Origin of the sequence: Solibacillus sp. FSL W7-1324 (assembly GCF_038008025.1) — a bacterium.
In the GTDB taxonomy this organism is placed as follows: domain Bacteria; phylum Bacillota; class Bacilli; order Bacillales_A; family Planococcaceae; genus Solibacillus.
Map to the genome: position 1 here is coordinate 1,394,738 of NZ_JBBOYH010000001.1, position 21,018 is coordinate 1,415,755.

The window sequence follows — 21,018 nt, forward strand, 5'->3', positions numbered from 1 at the left end:
AAATTAAAAGGAAATAGGGAGGGAACTCTATCTGATTCATAATAAATTACTGTCATATAAGAAGGTCGGTTTACATATGAAACCCTATATTTAACCTGTTAAATATCCGCCTTAATGATATGTTAACTTATACTGAAATTTTAAGTGAAATTGAAAATTGTTATTAGAACAATAACAATTTATGGAGTAAGGTCGAATTTTACTATTTGAAAGTACTAATACGTTGAGAATATTTTCACTCCATTATCTATATAAATTAAGAGACAGATTATTAATTGCTTAATAGGTTGTAATCTTTTTGTACAAGCAACATATAGTGATTTTTGGGGAAGCGAAATGGTTTAGAGGTTTTACGAGGCAATCTAAATGATTTGCCGACACCCAATTTATTTTAAGGGGGAATGTGTGAATGAGAGAAGCCGTAATCGTCGCTGCAACACGAACACCGGTAGGCAGAAGAAATGGTGTGTTGGCAGAAGTACGGGCAGATGATCTAGCTGCAGATGTACTGGAGGATGTAGTAAAGCGTGCGGGAATCGAAAAGGAACTCGTGGAGGACATTATTTTTGGCTGTGTTACCCAAACATTGGAGCAAGGCGGAAATATTGCACGAATTGCCGCATTGATGGCAGGCTTTCCGATTGAAGTGCCCGGTGTCACGATTGACCGGCAATGCGGCTCGAGTTTACAGGCAGTGCATTTTGCGGCGCAAGCGATTATCGCAGGGGATATGGATATTGTAATCGCGGGTGGGATCGAAAGCATGAGCCGTGTACCGATGGGGTCGAATATGGAGGGCACGCGGAAAAGTGACCGTATTAAAAAATATGAGCTGATTCACCAAGGGTTATCCGCTGAGCGTATTGCTGAACAATGGCAGTTATCAGAGCAGGAGATTAATGAATATTCTGTGCTGAGCCAGCAGCGGGCCATTCAAGCAATCGAATCCGGTTATTTTGATGATGAGATTGTAGCGATCGGTAATGTAGCTACTGATGAGGGCCCAAGACCGGGAACGACTGTCGAAGTTCTGGAAGGTTTAAGAAAGCTGTTTAAAGAAGACGGAGTGATTTCTGCAGGAACTTCATCACAAATGAGTGATGGTGCATCAGCTGTACTCATTATGTCGAGTGAAAAAGCGCAGGAACTTGGTGTGAAACCAATGGCGAAAATCATTGCACGTACGGTTGTAGGATCTGACCCGACACTGATGCTGACGGGTCCAATAGAAGCGACAAAACGTGTCCTGGAAAAAGCAAACTTAACGATAGCGGATATGGATACGTATGAAGTGAATGAAGCTTTTGCCCCGGTACCGATTGTTTGGGCAAAAGAGCTTGGCGCGGATTTGGAAAAACTGAATCCCGACGGTGGTGCAATTGCGTTAGGTCATCCACTTGGTGCAACAGGTACAAAATTATTGACGACGATGCTTTACCGCATGGAGCGTAATAACCAGCGCTACGGTTTGCTTGCAATTTGTGAAGGTATGGGCATGGCCAATGCAACAATTATTGAGAGAATTTAAATAATAACGCTATCCTATTTTATAAAACTACGAAAAGATATGTAATCGCTTTCAATTGTAAGAAGTTAAAAATATAACGAAGAGAGAGTGAAATATATGAATAAAACATTGGCGAAAACTAGAAAAGCTTCCCGTGCGTTTTTTAATAATGATCATATTATGTTCCGTGAATCTCTAAGAAAATTTGTGGAAAAAGAGATTGATCCATATTTTACACAATGGGAGCATGATCGCATCGTTCCGCGTGAACTTTGGACAAAGTTGGGGAGTCAGGGGTTCTTATGTCCAAGCGTCGAGGAAAAGTACGGCGGAATGGGCTTGGATTTTATTTTTGATATTGTGTTATCTGAAGAATTGTCAAAAGTCGGTGGCGGTTTAAGCGGCATTGGTTTGCACAGTAATGTCGTAACGCCATATATCACTTCTTTTGGAACAGAAGAACAGAAGATGAAGTATCTTCCGAAGTTTGTAAGCGGTGAATGGATTTCAGCCATTGCCATGACAGAGCCTGGTGCGGGTTCGGACTTACAAAAAATGACGACAACGGCCGTTAAAGATGGCGACGACTATATTGTGAACGGTCAAAAAACGTTTATTACGAACGGAATACTTTCCGATGTCATCATCATCGCTTGTAAAACAGATCCAAAAGCGGTACCTGCACATAACGGAGTAAGCTTATTAATTATTGAAAGAGGGATGGAAGGTTTCTCGCGCGGCAGAAAATTAGACAAGGTTGGCATGCATAGCCAGGATACAGCAGAGCTTATTTTTGAAAACGTACGGGTTCCGGCAGAAAACCTTCTTGGTGAAGAAGGAAAAGGATTCTTGTATTTAATGCAAAAATTACAGCAAGAGCGTCTTCTGACAGCAGTAGGGGCGATTACTGCAGCAAAAGATATGCTCGACTTGACGCTGCAATATGTTAAAGAGCGTGAGGCGTTTGGCAAACCGATTGGTAAATTCCAAAATACACAATTTACACTGGCTGAAATTGCAACACAAGTACAAATCGGCCAAACATTTGTGGATGATTTAATCATCCGACACATGGAAGGTCAGGATATCGTGACAGAAGTATCAATGGCCAAATGGTGGATAACGGATATGGCCCGGAAAATTTCCGTAGAGTGCATGCAATTACATGGCGGCTACGGATACATGGAAGAATACAAGATTGCGAGACGATTCCGTGATATTGCGGTTACACCAATTTTCGCCGGTTCCAACGAAATTATGAAGGTCATTATTGCCAAAAATCTAGGACTGTAATTAATCCGAAACGACTTCATCAAGTTTAAGCACATGATTCGTACTATGATTTTATGAGGTGGGATGAAATGAAAAATGCCGTAATAATAGACTCTGTACGTACAGCGGTCGGTCGCATGGGCGAGACATTGAAAGATGTGGAAGTAGATTATCTCGCGGCAAAAGTGTTGGACGAAATTACAGTTCGTACCGGAATCGACAAAAGTAAAGTCGATGAAGTCATTATCGGACAAGCGAAGCAAAGTACAGACTCACCCAATCTGGCACGCTTAGCCCTATTACGTGCAGGCTTTCCTATTGAAATTACAGGTTATACCGTTCACCGGCAGTGCGGATCAGGTCTGCAGGCGATGAATAGCGGTGCCCAGCAAATAATGTGTGGACTGTCCGATATTATTATCGCTGGTGGCGCTGAAAGCATGAGCACTGCGCCGTACTATTTGCGGAATGTTCGCTATGGGTACGGGGCAGGAAACGGCGAAATTCTTGATTCCAATACGGAAAGTCAGCCTCGTGCTCAACCGATTGAAACATATGGCGCCTTAACGATGGGGATGACTGCCGAGAACTTGGCTGTAAAATATTCGATTTCCCGAAGCGAACAAGATGAGTTCGCCTTAAGAAGCCAGGAAAATGCGAAAAGAGCGATCGAATCGGGACTGTTCGCGGATCAGATTGTCCCATTTGAAGTGAAGACGAAAAAGGGATCGGTTGAATTTAAAGTAGATGAGCATCCGAGGGAAACAACATTTGAAAAATTGTCCCAGTTAAAACCTGTTTTTAAAGAAAACGGCACAGTAACGGCCGGTAACACAAGTGGCCGTAATGATGGGGCAGGTGTGATCATGCTGATGTCGGAAGAAGCGGCTGCACAGTATGATAAAAAGCCAAAAGCAAAAATTATTGCACAGGCTGTAGCGGGGGTTTCGCCTGAAATTATGGGAATCGGCCCTGCACCTGCAACTCGAAAAGCATTGAAAATGGCGAATTTAACACTCGATCAAATCGGGTTGATTGAATTGAATGAAGCCTTTGCAGCGCAATCTTTAGCTGTCATTAAAGAACTTGGCATGGACGTAAACCGTGTCAATGTGAATGGCGGGGCAATCGCACTGGGTCATCCAATAGGCGGCACAGGCGGTGTATTAATGACAAAGCTGCTTCATGAAATGGAAAGACGCGGAGAAAAATACGGTTTAGTTACATTCTGTATCGGCGGCGGACTTGGTATTACGACAATTGTTGAAAACATGCAATTGTAATACGTACCGGAGCTGATCAAATGAAAAAAACCGATTGGAAATCCCACTATACGAAAAAATGTACCACTGCAAAAAAAGCAATCCAGTTTATTGAATCCTCTCAAACAATATTTTTGGCACCGATGTGTAATGAACCTCAAGAACTTGTTGAAGAATTAATTCGTCAAAGGGCGCGTTTACAAGAGATTTTATTATATACCATCGTTTTAGGTAGTCCGTGCAAATATGCGGATCTATCATGTCAACCACACTTTACAATCCGAACATTTTTAAATTCATCCTTATTGAAAAAAGCACACCAAAATAATCATTGTGATTACATTCCGATGAATTTCTCAGACATTCCAAGGTGGATTAAAGAAGAGAAAATTGATGTTGCGCTAATCCAGGTTTCCGAGCCAAATGCAGAAGGTTTTTGTAATCTTGGTCTTTCGGTAGATGTTGTACAGACCTTGATAAAGGAAGCGACGGTTGTCATTGCGGAAGTAAACAGCCATCTTCCTTGTACATCCGGTGAAACGCTGGTGCATGTATCGCAGATTGATTATTTTGTTCCGTCTGACCGTCCGTTACTTACGATTCCAAACAGTCCACCGGCCAACGAAGATATAGCGATCGGCAATTACGTAGCTGCGCTGGTTCCCGATTATGCGACGATACAAGTCGGGGTCGGCAAACTTGCTGGCAGTATTGTCCGGTCACTTCGGTCAAAAGTTGGGTTGGGAGTGCATTCGGGTTCCATTTCCGATGATATTATGGAGCTCATCAATCTAGGAGTCATTACAAACGAACGTAAAGAAATCAATCGTCATAAAACCGTATGCACAACACTTACCGGAACAAACGCTTTATATGAGTTCTGTCATCACAATGAAAGCGTAGAACTGTATCCGGTCAGTTACACACATAATGCGGCAGTAATTTCGAAAATAAGCGATTTCTATTCAATTAACTCGGCGCTGGAAATAAGTCTGTCAGGACAAATCAATGCAGAGCAAGTCGAGGATTCCTATGTTGTTGGGGGAGTTGGCGGTCAAATGGATTTCATTCACGGTTCCAAACTTTCCCCTGGTGGAAGAGCGATTATTGCCCTGCCATCCACGGCGAAAAATGGTACGGAATCCCGGATAAAGGTTCATACAAAATACGTGACATCATTGAAGTCTGAAATCGACTATGTTGTCACAGAGTATGGTGTTGCCAAACTGTTCGGAAAGTCTTTAAGAGAACGGGCGGAAAGCTTAATTGCCATTGCGCATCCGAAGTTCCGGGCAGCTCTAACTGAACAATACAAACAATTCGTATAAAGAGAAAATCAGCCAAATAAGAAAGGGTGTTAACGATGTCGAATTTAAAAGATAAAGTTGCAATCGTTACAGGTTCCGGTCGAGGCATCGGACGAGATATTGCCTTACTTTTAGCAAAAGAAGGGGCAAAAGTTGTTGTCAATGATTTGGGTGGAGGATCTGACGGGCTGGGGAATGATACAAAAATTGCAGATGAAGTAGTACAGGAAATACAGGAACTTGGCGGAGAAGCTGTAGCCAACTATGATTCCGTTGCAGACTATGACTCTGCTTCCAATATTGTAGACACAGCACTATCAAGATTCGGACGCTTGGATATCGTCGTGAATAATGCAGGTATTTTACGTGACCGTATGCTATTTAAAATGAGCGAGGAAGAATGGGATGCCGTGATTGCGGTTCATCTAAAAGGTTCCTTCAATATGACGCGGGCAGCATCAACGATCTTTAAGGAGCAAAAAAGTGGACGCTTCATTCATTTCACTTCCACTTCAGGGTTAATCGGGAATGTGGGGCAAGCCAATTATTCTGCGGCCAAATTAGGAATTGTCGGGTTAAGTAAAAGCACGGCACTGGATATGGCCAGATATAATGTCACATCGAATGCGATTGCCCCATTTGCATGGAGTCGATTAATCGGGACAATTCCTGCAGAGACAGAAGATGAAAAAGAGCGCGTGGAAAGACTGAAACAGCTTTCACCGGCTCATATTGCGCCATTAGTTGCTTTTTTGGCATCGGATGAAGCTGCCGATATTTCGGGTCAAATATTTGGTGTGCGAGGAAAAGAAATTATGGTATTTTCTCAGCCGCGCCCGATTCGCTCGGTATTCAATGCAAAAGGCTGGTCTGTTGATAGCTTAAGTGCAATTAAAGGATCGCTTCAATCAAGTTTTACACCGCTTGAAGGTAGTGCCCAAGTCTTTCCGTATGCTCCGTTAGTGTAATTTTCTGGACTGCTAAATGGAAGGGAGAAAAAAATATGGACTTTCAGCTGCCACCCGATTTAATCGAGATGAAAAAATCGATCCGGGATTTTATAGACAATGTAGTGGATCCACTTGCAGACCAGATTGACCGTGAAGACCGTATTCCAGAACATCTTATGAAAATGTCGAAAGAGATGGGGTTATTCGGTCTAAGCATCCCTGCTGAATATGGCGGTACGGGTATTGATATGGTCGGGAAATGTAGTCTCTTTGAAGAAATCGGGCGCACATCGAATGGTTATATGACAGTAATTGGTGCCCACACCGGCATTGGGTCTGTCGGGATTGTGGAATTGGGGACAGAAGAGCAGAAGCGAAAATATTTACCGCGCATGGCTTCAGGTGACATCATTGGTGCGTTTGCTTTAACCGAAACGACTGCCGGTTCCCATGCGGCGGCGCTAAAAACAACTGCCGTTCGTAAAGGGGACAAATATATTCTGAATGGTGCAAAGCAATATATTACGAATGCCCCGATTGCAGGAGTTTTTACAGTGATGGCTGCGACCGATCCATCGAAAGGTGCAAAGGGGATCACTTCATTTCTCGTAGATAAAAGTGCTCCAGGTTTAATCATCGGAAAAACAGAAGAAAAAATGGGACTTCGCGGATCCCATTCTTCCGAAATTTTCTTTGAGGATTGTGAAGTCCCGGTCGAAAATGTGCTTGGTGAAGAAGGATTAGGTTACGTCAATGCTTTAACCATTTTGGCAAATGGACGTGCAGGGCTCGCAGCGAGAAACTTAGGTTCGTCGCAAAAGCTATTTGAGCTATCCGTCAAATATGCGCATGAGCGTGAACAGTTCGGTAAACCAATTTTTGAACAGCAAATCATTCAGCATTACTTGGCGGAAATGGCTTTGGATATCGAAACACTAAAATCCTTTACGTACCGAGTAGCATGGATGGTGGACCAGGGGATGAATGTCATGAAAGAGGCCGCGATGGCAAAGCTTCTAGGTTCGGAAATTTATAATCGCATTGCGGATAAAGCGGTTCAAATCCATGGTGGTCTCGGTTATATGAAAGATTTCCCTGTTGAAAGATTCTACCGGGATGCACGGATTACAAAAATATATGAAGGTACATCCGAAATTCAAAAAAACATCATTGCTGCTCAAATTCATAAAGACTATATGAAGAAAACACTGTCAGCAACAATGAAGTAGTACAAGTTAAATTATCAGAAAATATCGATAAATGAAGTTGAAGGAGGTGATTTTTTTGAGTACAGGGCTTAAGGAAAAAGTTGGTCTGAAATTAGAATCCTACACCTTTCGAGTTGAAAAAGGAAAAATCAGAGAATTGGCACAAGCGATTGGCGATTTAAAAGAGGAGTATTTGAACGGAGAAGCAGTACCACCGACATTCCCAACAGTGATCGACTTCTGGGGTGGGGGTGCCTCCTCGTCCGAGTTATTGAATCTAAATATGAAAAAAGTTCTCCATGGTGAGCAGGAGTATGAATATTTCAGGGAAATCGTTCCCGATGAGGAAATTACCGTGCATGGTGTGATTGAAAAAGCGTATACAAAAGCGGCGATGAACTTCTTTGTTATACGCAAGGACTACATGGACAAACAAGGTGAAACGATTTTAATCAGTCGATCCACGATTATCGAAAGGCATTAGGGGGTCATTTTATGGAAGTTGGCCAGACACTGGAACCTTTACAGAAGGATGGAATCACGCATACACAACTCGTTCGATATGCGGGTGCATCCGGAGATTTCAACCCGATCCATACCGTTGTCCCTTTTGCGGAAGGAGCAGGTTTAGGCGGGGTCATTGCACATGGCATGCTGGTAATGGGCTTTGTCGGACAGGCAATTGGACAATGGTTTGAAGTGAAGGATTTGAAGAAATTCACAACGAGATTCAAAGCAATGACAAGGCCGGGAGAAAAAATTTCGGTTCAAGGCCGGATTGTTAATGAAAATGAAGCTTGCTGGATTTGTGAGGCGGAAGCGGTCAATGAAGATGGGGAAGTAAAAGTGAAAGCATTTTTTGAAGTGAAAAAATAATTACTTTTACGTTTGTTCTAGGGAGATGTTTCGTTACGTAAAATTTGTGATGTTGACTGCAATTTTACAGGAGAATCTCTTTCATACTCAAGCAGTTATGGATGAAGCGAACAAAAATTAAGGGGGAACTAGCAATGAGAGAATATGTAACGACGAAACAGGAAATCAACAAAAATTCACTACCTTATAACTTGTACCAGAAAGCAAAAAAATTCGGAATCTGGAATCCGGTAGATATCGATTTTACACAGGATAAAGAAGACTGGAAGAAATTAAGTGATGAGCAACAATTAGAAGTACTTACACAGTTTGCTCAATTTATCGGCGGTGAAGAAGCGGTCACACAAGATATTTTACCGATGATCATGGCGGTTTCCAAAAAAGGGTGGTTCGAAGAGGAATCGTATTTAACAACATTCCTTTTTGAAGAAGCGAAGCATGCTGAATTTTTCAGTCTGTTCCTGGAAGAAATCGGCGTAACGGAAGATTTGACACATTTACTTTCACCAGGCTACCGGAAGCTATTTGATGAAACATTGCCGGCAGTAATGGGGAAATTGATTGATGATCAATCACCGGAAGCGATGATCGATGCAGCGGTTACTTACAATATTTTCGCGGAAGGTGTTTTGGCTGAAACAGGATACTGGTTCTTCCATGAAGCACTCTCAAAATCAAATCTGTTCCCGGGGTTTATTTCCGGAATTCGAAATGTAAAGCGTGATGAAGGACGTCATATTGGTTTCGGTACATTCCTTATTCAGCGCCTGATCAGTGAAAATCCTGAACTTGAGCTGTTTGAACGCGTGCAACAAAGACTGCAGGAGCTGTTACCGATTGCGATGATGTTAACGGAAAGAAAAGAAGAAGTAACAAGCCTTGGTATCGAACGAGGAAAGTCGATGGAATTTGCAATGAAACAATTGCAGGCACGTCTGACAGTTCTTTCACGGGCAAAAGGAAAGACATTGGAAGAAATCTACAATACGGATATTGCTTTAGAGGAAGTATAGGAAATAATCATTCAGACGCTGTAAAGAGACAGTTTGCTATTTAAAGGGGGATGAAAGATGACGACAGACGTACAAGTAAAGGTCTTTCCGCAATTTATCAATGGTGAATGGACACCACCTGCTTCAGGTGAATTTTTTGATGTGATCAATCCGGCTACATCAGAAGTTGTGGCGAAAGTTTCAAAAGGGAATCAGGATGATGTGAACAAGGCGGTTCAAAATGCGAAAGAAGTATTTGAATCGGGTGTATGGTCAGGAAAAACACAGGCGGAACGTGCACAGATCATGCTTCAATTTGCAGGGAAAATCAGGGAGCATGCCCAGGAGATTATTTTCCTGGAGGGGATTAGTACAGGTGCGACACTTCGTAAATTAGGTGGCGCGGATATCCGACAGTTAATTCTTTCTCTTACTCAAACAGCGGATTTATCGTTGAAATATGAAGCTGTAACAGCGCTTCCTGTTAATGAGCAGCTCGGTCCGAACCGAAGCCTGCTCGTTCGTGAACCACTCGGTGTAGTAGCGGCGATCACGCCATTTAACTTCCCGTTAGTTTTAGCGATGTGGAAAATCGCACCGGCAATCGCGATGGGGAACTCGATCATTATTAAGCCGGCATCAAATACACCATTAGGTACATTGAAGCTTGCACAATTAGCAGTTGAAGCTGGTATTCCACCAGGGGTAATCAATGTCATCACTGGTCCGGGGGCTGAAGTGGGGGATGCCCTTGTCACGCATCCGGATGTATCGAAAGTGGCGTTCACGGGGTCTACAGAAGTAGGCAGAAAGATTATGGCGCAAGCTGCAGGCACGGTAAAGAAAGTGACGCTTGAACTTGGCGGAAAAGCGCCGGCAATCGTACTTCCCGATGTAGATTTCGAAGTGGCGATTCCGGGAATTCTGCTCGGTGTATTTTTCCATTCCGGACAAGTGTGTGAAGCGAGTACACGCCTTATCGTCCATGAATCGATTTATGATATCGTCGTGCAACAACTAGTTGAAACATCGAAGAAAATTAAACTTGGTCAGCCGCTTGATATGACAACGGGAATGGGGCCGGTTATCTCTGAATCACAGATGAATAAAATTCTCGATTATATTCAGTCTGGCATTGATGAAGGAGCAAGACTTGTATGCGGTGGTAAGCGGGCAACAGGTCCAGGGCTGGAGAACGGATATTTCATCGAGCCGACGATCTTCGCAGATGTAACGAATGATATGAAGATTGCGAGAGAAGAAATCTTTGGTCCGGTATTATGCGTGCTAAAATATTCAACTGAAGAAGAGGCAATTGCCATCGCCAATGATACGGAATACGGGTTATCAGGCGGTGTCTGGGGTCGTGATGTGACGAAAGCAAATGAAATTGCGACAAAAATTAATGCGGGTACAGTCTGGATCAATGATTGGCATATTTTCCGTACAGATGCTCCATTCGGCGGCTATAAGCAAAGTGGTTTAGGTCGGGAGCAGGGAGCTCAAGTGTTTGATGACTACACGGAGCTTAAAAATATTTGCACGTCCTTAACAACAGAAAACGCGCAGCGCCCAGCTTTAGGTTTAATCTTTTAATCGAAAAACGAATGGAGAGATACGATGAAAACGACTTCCTATTTTGAGTTCACGCATCGCCCTGAAATCCGAAGTGGTGCAGGTTCACATATTTTAGTTCCGGATTTAATTCAAGGTTTAGGCGGAAAGCGCCCTGTTCTTTTTTCGGATAAAGGACTAACGGATGCTGGATTAACACAAAAAATCAAAAGCTTATTTGACATGGTGCCCGGTATAAAGCTTGCGGGTGTGTTTGATGATATTCAGCAAGATGCGAAATCAAGCAATATTAATAGAGGTCTGAAATATTTTAAAGAATGCAATGGCGACTCCATCATTGCGATTGGCGGAGGCAGTGTTTTAGATACTGCCAAAACAATTAAATGGGCTCTTTATAATGGTGTGAACCAAGTCGAATATACTTTAACCGGGAATGTTTTGGAAGTATGGCCGGATGCTAAGCCATTCGGTATTCCGCATATTTCGATTCCGACAACAGCCGGAACAGGTGCTGAAATTTCCAGTATTTCTGTAGTGTTCAATGAATTGCTGAACTTGAAATGTAACTTGATGAATCCGTATTTAAGTTCCGACATCGCGGTTTTAGATCCTGATTTAACGGTCGGTTTACCGCCACGAGTAACAGCATTTACCGGTATGGATGCACTGACACATGCGGTAGAAGGATTCTTCTCAACAAAGGCCACGAATTTTTCCGATGCTTTTGCGCTGCATGCTGCAAAAATCATCATCGAAAATTTAACTACAGCAGTGCATGATGGAAAGAATGTTGCAGCCCGTGCCAATATGCTTCAGGCAAGTGCGATGGCAATCACAAGCTTCCAGGCGGCGATGGCCAATATACCAATCCACAATATCGCCCATACGTATGGTGCGAAATACGGAATTCCCCATGGTTTGGCAAATGCCGTTCTCATGCCGAGTGTGATGAAAAACATGCCGAACATGTATTTACCGAAAGTGAATGCATTTGCTTCTGCATTAGGGGTCATCCCGAATGCTGAAAATCCGCAAGAAACATTGGATGAGTGCATCAATGTAATTGTCGATTTAAGAAATGCAGTAAATCTGCCGCCAAGCTTTGACGAGTTTAATATTGATGCGGCGGATATTCCGCAACTTGTGCCTGCTGTACAAAACGATCCGTCGTCTTTAAGTTTCCGTATTCCGGATGACATCATTGTAAACGTTTCTAAAGAAGTAATCAGTTCAAAAGTAAGTATTTAACTTAAAGGAAGCGCTCTTGAGGAGAGGGGGAATCCTCCTTTCCTTTGATCGATAATTTGAAAGTAGGAGGTTACATTATGAATATTGTTGAATTGCTTACTTCAACAACGTCTCGTTTACCAGATCAACCTGTCATCCACTTCAAAGGGGCTCAGCTTACTTATAAAGAATTGCAAGATAAAGTTTACAAAATCGCCGCAGGTTTAAAAGAACAAGGTGTCACAAAAGGTACAAATATAGCATTAATGATGACGAATCGCCCGGAATATATTATTACGTATTTTGCTATTTTAGCGAATGGAGGTACGGTCGTTCCGATCAACCCGACATTCAAAGAGCAGGAAGTTACGTATATCCTTAACGATTCTGAAGTTGAATTATTAATAATTGAAGATGTGTGTAGACCGGTTATCGAAAACGCAATGGCTCAATTGAAATCGGTCAAAGCAATTATTAATTACAGTGATACTGCTGATGAACAATTTCTATCTTGGCATCAACTGGACACATCCGCTTCTATTTCAGAAATTGTACCCCTCCATGAATCTGATGTCGCACAAATTATTTATACTTCCGGAACGACCGGAAATCCGAAAGGCGCCATGATTACACACGGAAATCTAAACTGGATGGCCATAACAGCAGCCGTCTACAATCAGTTAGTTCCGAGTGACCGTGTACTATGTGTATTACCATTGTTCCATGCTTATGCAAAACTTCAGGGCTTCCTTGCACCGATTGCTCACGGTTGTGCAATTTATTTAGAGGAACGGTTCCATCCAGTAGAAACATTAAAAGCGATTGCCGAACATGAAATTACAATATTTTTAGGTGTACCGACAATGTATGCCTTTTTTGCCCAAGTTCCACATTTAGTCGAACAGCTGGATTTCTCGAAATTACGCACAGCCGGTTCAGGTGGTGCAAGCTTACCGGCAGAGCTATTGCATAAGACGAATGAATCGTTCGGTGTCAGTATTTCAGAAGGGTACGGTTTAACGGAAAGTACGGTCATGCTGTTGACAACACACCGCAGCTTACCGAAAAAAGTCAACTCTGTCGGCATGCCGTTACCGGGCATCGATTTAAAGCTGGTCGATCCGGAAGGAAATGAAGTAGCCGATCATGAAGTAGGAGAAATTTTATTTAGAGGGCCGAACATGATGAAAGGCTATTACAAAAAGCCTGACGAGACTGCAAATACAATCAGGGACGGCTGGTTGTATACAGGGGATATGGCGTACCGCGATGAAGAAGGCTATCACTTTATCGTAGACCGTAAAAAGGACATTATCATCCGCGGTGGATTTAATATTTACCCAAGGGAAATAGAGGAAATGCTGTACCAGCATCCTGCTATTGTAGAATGTTCTGTCATCGGCAGACCGGACCCGGTTTTTGGTGAAAAAACGGTTGCGTATGTCGTATCGAAAGATTCCGAGCTTACAGAAGAAGATATTCGGGACTACTGCAAAGTGAAACTTGCCGAATACAAAGTGCCGGATTATGTGAGTTTTATCGAAGAAATTCCGAAATCGGGAACAGGTAAAATTTTAAAGACGGCGCTGAAAAACTTGGACAAGAACGCATTGCCTAAATAAGAAGCGGTCGGTTGGTCGAAGTTCTTAAACTTCAGTACATGAACTAGAACGCAGATTCTGCTGTTATGGACGAGGCGCAAATGCGAATGCCCAGCAATGGCAAACAGGTTAACGATTGAACATGAATAGGGAGGGATTAATAAATGAATTTTGACCAAAAGGCAATTATCGTTACGGGTGGAGGATCCGGTTTAGGTGAAGCGACTGCACGAAAGATTGCAGCTGCTGGAGGCTATCCGGTCATATTGGATTTAAATGAAGAAAAGGGTCAGGCGGTAGCTGATGAAATAAATGGCCTGTTTTTTAAAACGAACGTTGTGAAGGAAGAAGACGTACAGGCAGCGATCGACGGTGCTGTAGAAAAATACGGTTCGATTCAAGGTGTTGTAAACTGTGCTGGTCTTGGTACATCGACACGTGTAGTAGGCAGAAAGGGTATTTTTCCATTAGATGAATTTAACTTTATTATTCAAGTAAATCTGGTTGGTACGTTTAATGTCATCCGTTTAGCGGCAGCTGCCATGATGACAAATGAACCGAATGAACACGGGGAGCGCGGGGTTATCGTGAATACAGCTTCTGTAGCGGCATTCGATGGGCAAATCGGCCAGGCTGCCTATTCTGCTTCTAAAAGCGGCATTGTAGGGATGACATTGCCGATTGCAAGGGATTTGGCAAGCCACGGTATTCGGGTTATGACGATTGCTCCGGGTATTTTCGATACACCTTTAATGAACAGTGCACCTGAAGCCCTTAAGGAAGCGTTAGGAAAACAAATTCCTTTCCCACCGCGTTTAGGTGAAGCGGATGAATATGCACATTTAGTAAAGGCCATTTTTGAAAACCCGATGTTAAACGGTGAAACGATTCGACTCGACGGTGCGATTCGCATGGCCCCAAGATAAGGAGGATAACGGATGAACCTTGAAACAATGACGATAGAGAAATTAGATTATGGCGTCCATGTCGTAACAATTAATAACCCGCCAGCCAATACATTAAATGCAGGAATTCAACAGGATTTATTGCAACTAATTGAAGAAGTCGAGAAAAATCCGGAAATCCGGGCCATTGTATTCAAATCGGCCAACCCGAAGATTTTCATAGCAGGTGCTGACCTGGGGGCAATGGGCAGCTCTAATGTAAACGTGGATTTTGCCGAAAGCTCAAAACATGTGCAGGATATTTTCAATCGGCTCGAAGCCTTAAAGGTGCCGACCATTGCTGCAATCAATGGCCATGCATTAGGCGGCGGGTGTGAATTCGTACTTGCATGCGATTTCCGGATTATGGGTGCCGGAACAATAGGGTTAACAGAAGCATCATTGGGCTTGTTGCCGGGTGCCGGCGGGACACAGCGCATGACAAGATTAATAGGCGGAGCAAAAGCACGCGAGTTGATGTATTTAAGCAAACGTTTAAAAGCTGAAGAAGCTGCGACAATCGGCTTAATTACAGAAGCGGTTGCCCCGGAAGAGCTGGAAGAAAAGGCAATTGCATTCGCAAATAAGCTTGCTCAAAGTGCAGTAGGAGCGATCGGCCTCATTAAAGAGAGTATTTTGGCTGCAGAAGAATTGCCGTTGGAACAAGGGTTATTAGTGGAACGGGAAGCCTTTGCGAAAACATTTACTACAGGGGAAGTAAATGAAGGGATCCGTGCGTTCTTTGAGAAACGCCCTCCGAATTTTTTAAAGCCAGTTACAAATCAATAAACAGGACAATTGGGGGCCGTGTTGAAAGTTCAGCTTTCAGTACGGCCTTAATTTATTTTTGGAAGGATGAGAGTTATGTTGTTAAAAGGATTAAAAGTATTGGATTTCTCCACATTATTGCCAGGTCCGTTTGCGACAATGATGCTTGCAGATCTCGGAGCAGAAGTGGTACACGTCACAAAACCGGTAGAAGATGGTAAGGAGTGGGGACCGGACGAGTATTTGCAGCGTTCTAAAAAATCGCTGGCGGTCGATTTAAAATCTCCGGAAGTTGTCGCATCCATAAGGGAACTATTAAAGGAACAGGAATACGATATTGTTGTTGAACAGTTCCGGCCTGGTGTGATGGCACGACTTGGTCTCGATTATGATTCATTAAAAGCGATTAATCCTGGCTTAATATACTGCTCCATTACTGGCTACGGACAGACTGGCCCTTACAGTGAACGTGGCGGGCATGATATTAACTATGTCGCATTGGCGGGGCTGCAAGGTTATTCAGGAACAAAAGAAAGCGGACCGGCTAATATTGGTTTTCAGGTGGCAGATTTGGCGGGAGGTTCCATGCATGCGGTAATCGGTATTTTGTCGGCAGTCATTTACCGTGAAAAAACGGGAATCGGGCAGCATCTGGATATTAGTATGACAGATTGTGCTTTAACGCTAAATGCTTTATTTGCCCATGATCATTTAGCAGAAGGAAAACCGCTTGCACGTGAAGAGCTGATCTTAAACGGCGGATCATTCTATGGTTACTACGAAACGCTGGATGGTCGGTACCTTTCAGTCGGCAGCCTGGAACCGAAATTCAGGCAGCAGTTGTGTGAGGCAATCGGATCCCCGGATTTACTCCGATTAGCAATGAGTAGTAATCCGGCTGATTTGGCAATGCTGAAAGAACAGCTCGGAAGTACATTCCTGCAAAAGACATTGGAAGAGTGGCAATCTATTTTTTCTGAAGTTGATGCTTGTGTGGAGCCGGTATTATCTTTTGAAGAAACGGTTGCCCATCCACTTTTCAAGGCCCGAGAAATGTTTGTGGAAATTGAAAAGCCGGATGGAACTACACAAAAACAGATTGCTTGTCCGATTAAGTCCAATCTTTTCAAGGCATCTTACGGGACAATCGGGGTAAAAGCCGGGACACATAATGAAGATATATTGGGGAGCCTGTTAAAGAAGTCTTAGGGGAGAGTCATTTAGAAAAATGGATTTACGGTTTATAATTATGGTGGAACATGTAAATAATATTAAGTTTAATTACGTTCATATTAAAAAAACTTAACATTTATAAGAGTTATTACTGTTCATTTATCGAAAAATATTTTAAGATATAGACGAATTACAAGATTGTTGAGCAGGTGAACTATGAAAAACTTAAAACTTAGTGTTTTCCTTCTAACTGTTCCACTTTTACTGGCAGGCTGTGAAAGTGTTGAAAACAAAGAAGGCTTCTTCTATTCAACATTTGTACGTCCAATGGATTGGACATTAAACACATTTGGTGAATTATTTAACGGCAGCTATGGATTGGCTATTATTGCTATTATTTTAATTATTCGTCTCGTACTAATGCCGTTTATGCTTAAAACTTACCGCAGTCAAGCTACTATGAAAGTGAAAATGGATACGGTCCGTCCACAAATGGAAGATATCCAGGCACGTTTAAAAGCAGCAAAAACTCCGGAAGAAAGAATGACTGTTCAGCAGGAAATGATGTCGCTCTACAAAGAACATAATATTAATCCGCTAAATATGGGCTGCCTGCCAGCGCTTATACAAATGCCGATTATTATGGGCTTATACTATGCGATTTTATATTCGGCCGAAATTAAAACCCATTCATTCCTATGGTTTGACCTTGGCTCTACAGATATTTGGATGACTGCCATTGCAGGTATCGTTTATTTTGTACAAGCAAAAGTATCGCTTCAAACCGTACCAGAAGCTCAGAAGAATCAAATGAAACTGATGATTTACGTATCACCAATCATGATTGTCATTATTTCATTATCTTCGATGGCTGCACTCCCACTGTACTGGGCAGTCGGAGGGTTATTCTTAATTGTCCAAACATTCATTGGACGTAAGTTTTTCTCAAACATTCCTGAAACTAAGGGAAATGAATCAAAATAAGTTATGCCGCTGCTAAAGGCTTACTGAATTAAACTACTGAGACAATGTTTTCAGTAGTTTTTTTGATTTCTGTTTAGTGTGTTGAGGTGTGTGGAGCGTGGTGCAATCTTCTAATAAGCTAGCGGATTGTTCTAATATATTTTAAAAAGTTCTAATAAAATCCTGATCTTCTAATATAGCGGCCGGTTGTTCAAATAAATGGTCGAGATCTTCCAATAAAGCATTCAGTTGTTCTAATATGTCCCAAGCATTTTCTAATATCTGTCTCATTTGTTCTAATAAAGACTATATGAGTTAAATGAACACCCTTAAACTAAAGGAAAACATGAGTTGCCTGCATTCATTTCCTGAGATTTTCTAAAATAAAGTCGCTATTGTCTAATAACGGCAACAGATTATCTAATAAACACCGTTGACAATAATAACCTTTAATGGATATAATTCAGTAAATTTAAATTCGATGAAAAAGACAGTAATTTACTGTTATTTTGGAAAGCGAGCCGGGGATTGGTGTAAGCCTGGTGCAAAATATGTAAATGAAACGCACTTTGGAGAAGCGGTCTGAACATAAGTAGGATCTGCCGGGGAGTCACCTCGTTAACAATGGAAAGTGGTCACGTTTGTGGCAACTAGAGTGGTACCACGGGAATTCGAAGCTCTCGTCTCTATTTTGGAGACGGGGGCTTTTTTATATTGGGAGGGGATAACATGTATAAAAGTATTGCATCAATAATTCAAGACGCTTTGCCGCAAAAAATTATAACGACAGATGAAATTGAACAACTACTGGAAAAGCCAAAGTATGAGCATTTAGGGGATGTAGCTTTTCCATGCTTTACGCTTGCCAAAACATTAAAGAAAGCCCCGAATATGATCGCTCAGGAAATAGGCGACAGAATTAAAAATGAGCTCATACAGGAAGTGCAAGTAGTTGGCGGCTATATAAATCTATTTTTAAATAAGCTGCAAGTGACAAGAAGCGTCATTACCAAGATTATGTTGGCTCCAGAAGCATACGGCCAACAACAATCAAAACATAAAAACATTGTAATCGATTTTTCATCACCGAATATTGCAAAACCATTCTCCATGGGGCATCTTCGTTCTACAGTTATTGGCAATGCACTTGCAAATATTGCAGAAAAAAACGGATACAACGTTGTCCGGGTAAATCATCTTGGCGACTGGGGTACCCAATTTGGTAAATTAATTGTGGCATTTCGGCTATGGGGAGAAAAAGAGCGTGTTGAACAAGCACCTATTGAAGAGCTTTTAAAACTTTACGTGAAGTTCCATGATGAAGCGGAATCCAATGACAACCTAAATGAGCAAGCGAGATCTGCTTTTAAAGCGCTCGAAGATCAGGATCCGGAGGCATTGGAATTATGGCATTGGTTTAAAGGTGCTTCTTTACAAGAATTTAAGCAGATTTATGATCAGCTCCATATTGGGTTTGATTCTTATGAGGGGGAAGCTTTTTATAATGACAAAATGCAGCCTATTGTTGAGGAATTAAATAAGAAGCAATTACTTAAAGAGTCGCATGGCGCAAATGTTGTGGAGCTTGAAGACATGCCGCCTTGTTTAATAACTAAGCAGGACGGTGCAACATTATATGCGACACGTGACTTAGCCTCAGCATTTTATAGAAAGAAGCGTTATGAACCAGCCAAAGTTTTCTATGTAGTAGGGAATGAGCAAACACTGCATTTTAAACAAGTATTTCAAGTTATTTCAAAAATGGGCTATCCATGGGCGGAAAATCTGAAGCATGTACCATTTGGAATGATACTGAAAGACGGAAAAAAGATGTCGACTCGTAAAGGTAGAGTCATTTTATTGAAGGATGTATTAAAGGAAGCAGTGGATACAGCGTCAAGAAATATAGAGGAAAAAAATCCAACTTTAAATAATAAACAAAATGTAGCTGAGCAAGTAGGCATTGGCGCGGTAATATTTAATGATTTAAAAAACTTTCGCTTAAACGATATTGAATTTTCATTACCTCAAATGTTGAATTTCGAAGGTGAAACAGGACCATATGTACAATATACTCATGCCCGGATTCATTCCATTTTAGATAAAGCAAAGTATAAAGCGGACAAGGAAATACCCGTAGAAGAATTAGAAGATTCGGCTTGGGCTGTGATTTTGCTGTTACAACAATATCCTCAAGTAGTTATAGACAGTTTTGAACAAGTGGATCCATCCCTAATTGCGAAATATGTATTGCATTTAGCACGGATGTTCAACAAATATTATGCAAATACAAAAATATTAGTAGAAGATCAACAACGTGAAAATCGTTTACAGCTATGTTTTGCAGTAGCAACCGTATTAAAGGATGGTTTAAAGTTACTAGGCATCCAATCACCTGAAAGAATGTAATTTAAACGGACTTAATGGTGATTTAAGTGCTTTATAAATCCTATAAAGATATAAATACTCATTGTCTCCGTTCATTAACTATGCGAAAATTTATTAGAATATTGGAAAAATAAGGAGTGGGACTATGTGGGAACAGCAGCTAATTGAAACAACGCGAGGAGTTTTTGAAGTTTTTACAAAAGGCGAGGGGAAACCGCTCTGTGTGACACATTTATACAGCGAATTTAATGCAAATGGCAATCGGTTTGCGGAAATGTTTGTCCCGTATTATAAAGTGCATTTAGTAAATTTACGTGGCTGCGGAAAATCGACGGATGATGTGTCCATCTTTAACTATGGCATGCAGGATAGTGTAGCGGATCTGGAGTCAATACGAACAGCATTGGATTATAATGCATGGGGCTTTGCGGGGCATTCAACAGGGGGAATGCTTGCATTAAATTATGCGATTTTGCATCCGGAAAGCGTGGAATTTATCGTAGCTGGCGGTCTCTGTGCTTCTGCAGAATATATGCACCACCCTGCGAGCATTTACTGCAAGAAAAATCCGAACAATAAAAGAATTCTTGAGATTTTAGCAATGCTGGCTGATCCGTCATCAACAATCGAGCAAAGAAGAGCGGGCTCTAAAGAATGGGCACTCATGTCGTTATATAAAGAACAGAGCTATGAAAATATGATAAGCCGGCCAAGCAGCGGGAAAACCGTTTCAAAAAGACTGGATTATTTTTCGTATAAAGAGCTCCAAGACTTCGATTTGCGACCGCAATTACCAACTGTAAAAACGAAAGCTTATATATACGGCGGTTTATATGATGCGCAATGTCCATATGAATTTGCAGTGGAAGCGGCGGATTTATTGGCGAATGCGACTTTGACGACCTTTGCAGAAAGTAACCATAACCCGTTTATTGAGGAAGAAGAAAAATTCTCGGAATTTGTGCGGAATCTGTCCCAAGTTCATTCTTCACAATTATAAGGAAA

General features: G+C 41.9%; 18 protein-coding genes and 1 other annotated feature. All 18 genes read left to right on the forward strand.

Features of this window, described 5'->3' with window-relative positions:
• Window positions 1-409: 409 nt before the first annotated feature.
• Window positions 410-1,528: a thiolase family protein gene (locus MKY71_RS06710; protein ID WP_339198738.1), complete on the forward strand. Its 1,119-nt coding sequence runs from the start codon at window positions 410-412 to the stop codon at window positions 1,526-1,528.
• A gap of 96 nt (window positions 1,529-1,624) precedes the next feature.
• Window positions 1,625-2,800 (forward strand): acyl-CoA dehydrogenase family protein, encoded by a 1,176-nt coding sequence (locus MKY71_RS06715; RefSeq protein WP_339198740.1) that lies wholly within the window; start codon window positions 1,625-1,627, stop codon window positions 2,798-2,800.
• A 68-nt stretch (window positions 2,801-2,868) separates the two neighbouring features.
• Window positions 2,869-4,062, forward strand: a complete 1,194-nt coding sequence (locus MKY71_RS06720; RefSeq protein WP_340731955.1) for a thiolase family protein — start codon at window positions 2,869-2,871, stop codon at window positions 4,060-4,062.
• A 20-nt stretch (window positions 4,063-4,082) separates the two neighbouring features.
• The gene (locus MKY71_RS06725) at window positions 4,083-5,369 is read left to right on the forward strand and encodes an acetyl-CoA hydrolase/transferase family protein (RefSeq protein WP_340731956.1); all 1,287 of its coding nucleotides are present in this window, start codon (window positions 4,083-4,085) and stop codon (window positions 5,367-5,369) included.
• Between the two features lie 35 nt (window positions 5,370-5,404).
• Window positions 5,405-6,316 (forward strand): SDR family NAD(P)-dependent oxidoreductase, encoded by a 912-nt coding sequence (locus MKY71_RS06730; protein WP_339175974.1) that lies wholly within the window; start codon window positions 5,405-5,407, stop codon window positions 6,314-6,316.
• 35 nt (window positions 6,317-6,351) lie between these two features.
• Window positions 6,352-7,527: an acyl-CoA dehydrogenase family protein gene (locus MKY71_RS06735; protein WP_340731957.1), complete on the forward strand. Its 1,176-nt coding sequence runs from the start codon at window positions 6,352-6,354 to the stop codon at window positions 7,525-7,527.
• 46 nt (window positions 7,528-7,573) lie between these two features.
• On the forward strand, window positions 7,574-7,990 hold the full coding sequence (locus tag MKY71_RS06740) for an FAS1-like dehydratase domain-containing protein (RefSeq protein ID WP_339198748.1): 417 nt from the start codon (window positions 7,574-7,576) through the stop codon (window positions 7,988-7,990).
• An 11-nt stretch (window positions 7,991-8,001) separates the two neighbouring features.
• Entirely contained in the window at window positions 8,002-8,382 is a 381-nt protein-coding gene (locus tag MKY71_RS06745; RefSeq protein ID WP_340731958.1) for a MaoC/PaaZ C-terminal domain-containing protein, read from the forward strand.
• A gap of 101 nt (window positions 8,383-8,483) precedes the next feature.
• Window positions 8,484-9,395 carry a R2-like ligand-binding oxidase gene (locus tag MKY71_RS06750; protein ID WP_339175982.1) on the forward strand — a complete coding sequence of 304 codons (912 nt, stop codon included), beginning with the start codon at window positions 8,484-8,486 and terminating at the stop codon, window positions 9,393-9,395.
• A 57-nt stretch (window positions 9,396-9,452) separates the two neighbouring features.
• A complete protein-coding gene (locus MKY71_RS06755; RefSeq protein WP_339175983.1) occupies window positions 9,453-10,970 on the forward strand; it encodes an aldehyde dehydrogenase family protein in 1,518 nt (505 codons plus the stop codon).
• A gap of 24 nt (window positions 10,971-10,994) precedes the next feature.
• Window positions 10,995-12,197 carry an iron-containing alcohol dehydrogenase gene (locus tag MKY71_RS06760; RefSeq protein WP_340731959.1) on the forward strand — a complete coding sequence of 401 codons (1,203 nt, stop codon included), beginning with the start codon at window positions 10,995-10,997 and terminating at the stop codon, window positions 12,195-12,197.
• Window positions 12,198-12,274: 77 nt separating this feature from the next.
• Window positions 12,275-13,798 carry a class I adenylate-forming enzyme family protein gene (locus tag MKY71_RS06765; protein ID WP_340731960.1) on the forward strand — a complete coding sequence of 508 codons (1,524 nt, stop codon included), beginning with the start codon at window positions 12,275-12,277 and terminating at the stop codon, window positions 13,796-13,798.
• Between the two features lie 143 nt (window positions 13,799-13,941).
• Window positions 13,942-14,703, forward strand: a complete 762-nt coding sequence (locus tag MKY71_RS06770) for a 3-hydroxyacyl-CoA dehydrogenase (RefSeq protein WP_339175987.1) — start codon at window positions 13,942-13,944, stop codon at window positions 14,701-14,703.
• A 12-nt stretch (window positions 14,704-14,715) separates the two neighbouring features.
• Window positions 14,716-15,510, forward strand: a complete 795-nt coding sequence (locus MKY71_RS06775; RefSeq protein WP_340731961.1) for an enoyl-CoA hydratase/isomerase family protein — start codon at window positions 14,716-14,718, stop codon at window positions 15,508-15,510.
• 75 nt (window positions 15,511-15,585) lie between these two features.
• Window positions 15,586-16,698, forward strand: a complete 1,113-nt coding sequence (locus MKY71_RS06780) for a CaiB/BaiF CoA transferase family protein (protein ID WP_340731962.1) — start codon at window positions 15,586-15,588, stop codon at window positions 16,696-16,698.
• 180 nt (window positions 16,699-16,878) lie between these two features.
• Complete coding sequence (gene yidC / locus MKY71_RS06785; protein ID WP_339175991.1) at window positions 16,879-17,646, forward strand: membrane protein insertase YidC; 768 nt, start codon at window positions 16,879-16,881, stop codon at window positions 17,644-17,646.
• A gap of 451 nt (window positions 17,647-18,097) precedes the next feature.
• Window positions 18,098-18,316 (forward strand) — a binding site (T-box leader).
• Between the two features lie 38 nt (window positions 18,317-18,354).
• Entirely contained in the window at window positions 18,355-20,034 is a 1,680-nt protein-coding gene (gene argS / locus MKY71_RS06790) for an arginine--tRNA ligase (RefSeq protein ID WP_340731963.1), read from the forward strand.
• 124 nt (window positions 20,035-20,158) lie between these two features.
• Window positions 20,159-21,013, forward strand: coding sequence for an alpha/beta fold hydrolase (locus MKY71_RS06795; RefSeq protein ID WP_340731964.1), 855 nt, complete (start codon window positions 20,159-20,161; stop codon window positions 21,011-21,013).
• Window positions 21,014-21,018 lie beyond the last annotated feature (5 nt).

Bases quoted from the DNA above. Each gene is read 5' to 3' on its own strand.
- MKY71_RS06710 (WP_339198738.1), top strand. From the start codon at position 410: ATGAGAGAAGCCGTAATCGTCGCTGCAACACGAACACCGGTAGGCAGA.
- MKY71_RS06715 (WP_339198740.1), top strand. From the start codon at position 1,625: ATGAATAAAACATTGGCGAAAACTAGAAAAGCTTCCCGTGCGTTTTTT.
- MKY71_RS06720 (WP_340731955.1), top strand. From the start codon at position 2,869: ATGAAAAATGCCGTAATAATAGACTCTGTACGTACAGCGGTCGGTCGC.
- MKY71_RS06725 (WP_340731956.1), top strand. From the start codon at position 4,083: ATGAAAAAAACCGATTGGAAATCCCACTATACGAAAAAATGTACCACT.
- MKY71_RS06730 (WP_339175974.1), top strand. From the start codon at position 5,405: ATGTCGAATTTAAAAGATAAAGTTGCAATCGTTACAGGTTCCGGTCGA.
- MKY71_RS06735 (WP_340731957.1), top strand. From the start codon at position 6,352: ATGGACTTTCAGCTGCCACCCGATTTAATCGAGATGAAAAAATCGATC.
- MKY71_RS06745 (WP_340731958.1), top strand. From the start codon at position 8,002: ATGGAAGTTGGCCAGACACTGGAACCTTTACAGAAGGATGGAATCACG.
- MKY71_RS06750 (WP_339175982.1), top strand. From the start codon at position 8,484: ATGAAGCGAACAAAAATTAAGGGGGAACTAGCAATGAGAGAATATGTA.
- MKY71_RS06755 (WP_339175983.1), top strand. From the start codon at position 9,453: ATGACGACAGACGTACAAGTAAAGGTCTTTCCGCAATTTATCAATGGT.
- MKY71_RS06760 (WP_340731959.1), top strand. From the start codon at position 10,995: ATGAAAACGACTTCCTATTTTGAGTTCACGCATCGCCCTGAAATCCGA.
- MKY71_RS06765 (WP_340731960.1), top strand. From the start codon at position 12,275: ATGAATATTGTTGAATTGCTTACTTCAACAACGTCTCGTTTACCAGAT.
- MKY71_RS06770 (WP_339175987.1), top strand. From the start codon at position 13,942: ATGAATTTTGACCAAAAGGCAATTATCGTTACGGGTGGAGGATCCGGT.
- MKY71_RS06775 (WP_340731961.1), top strand. From the start codon at position 14,716: ATGAACCTTGAAACAATGACGATAGAGAAATTAGATTATGGCGTCCAT.
- MKY71_RS06780 (WP_340731962.1), top strand. From the start codon at position 15,586: ATGTTGTTAAAAGGATTAAAAGTATTGGATTTCTCCACATTATTGCCA.
- yidC (WP_339175991.1), top strand. From the start codon at position 16,879: ATGAAAAACTTAAAACTTAGTGTTTTCCTTCTAACTGTTCCACTTTTA.
- argS (WP_340731963.1), top strand. From the start codon at position 18,355: ATGTATAAAAGTATTGCATCAATAATTCAAGACGCTTTGCCGCAAAAA.
- MKY71_RS06795 (WP_340731964.1), top strand. From the start codon at position 20,159: ATGTGGGAACAGCAGCTAATTGAAACAACGCGAGGAGTTTTTGAAGTT.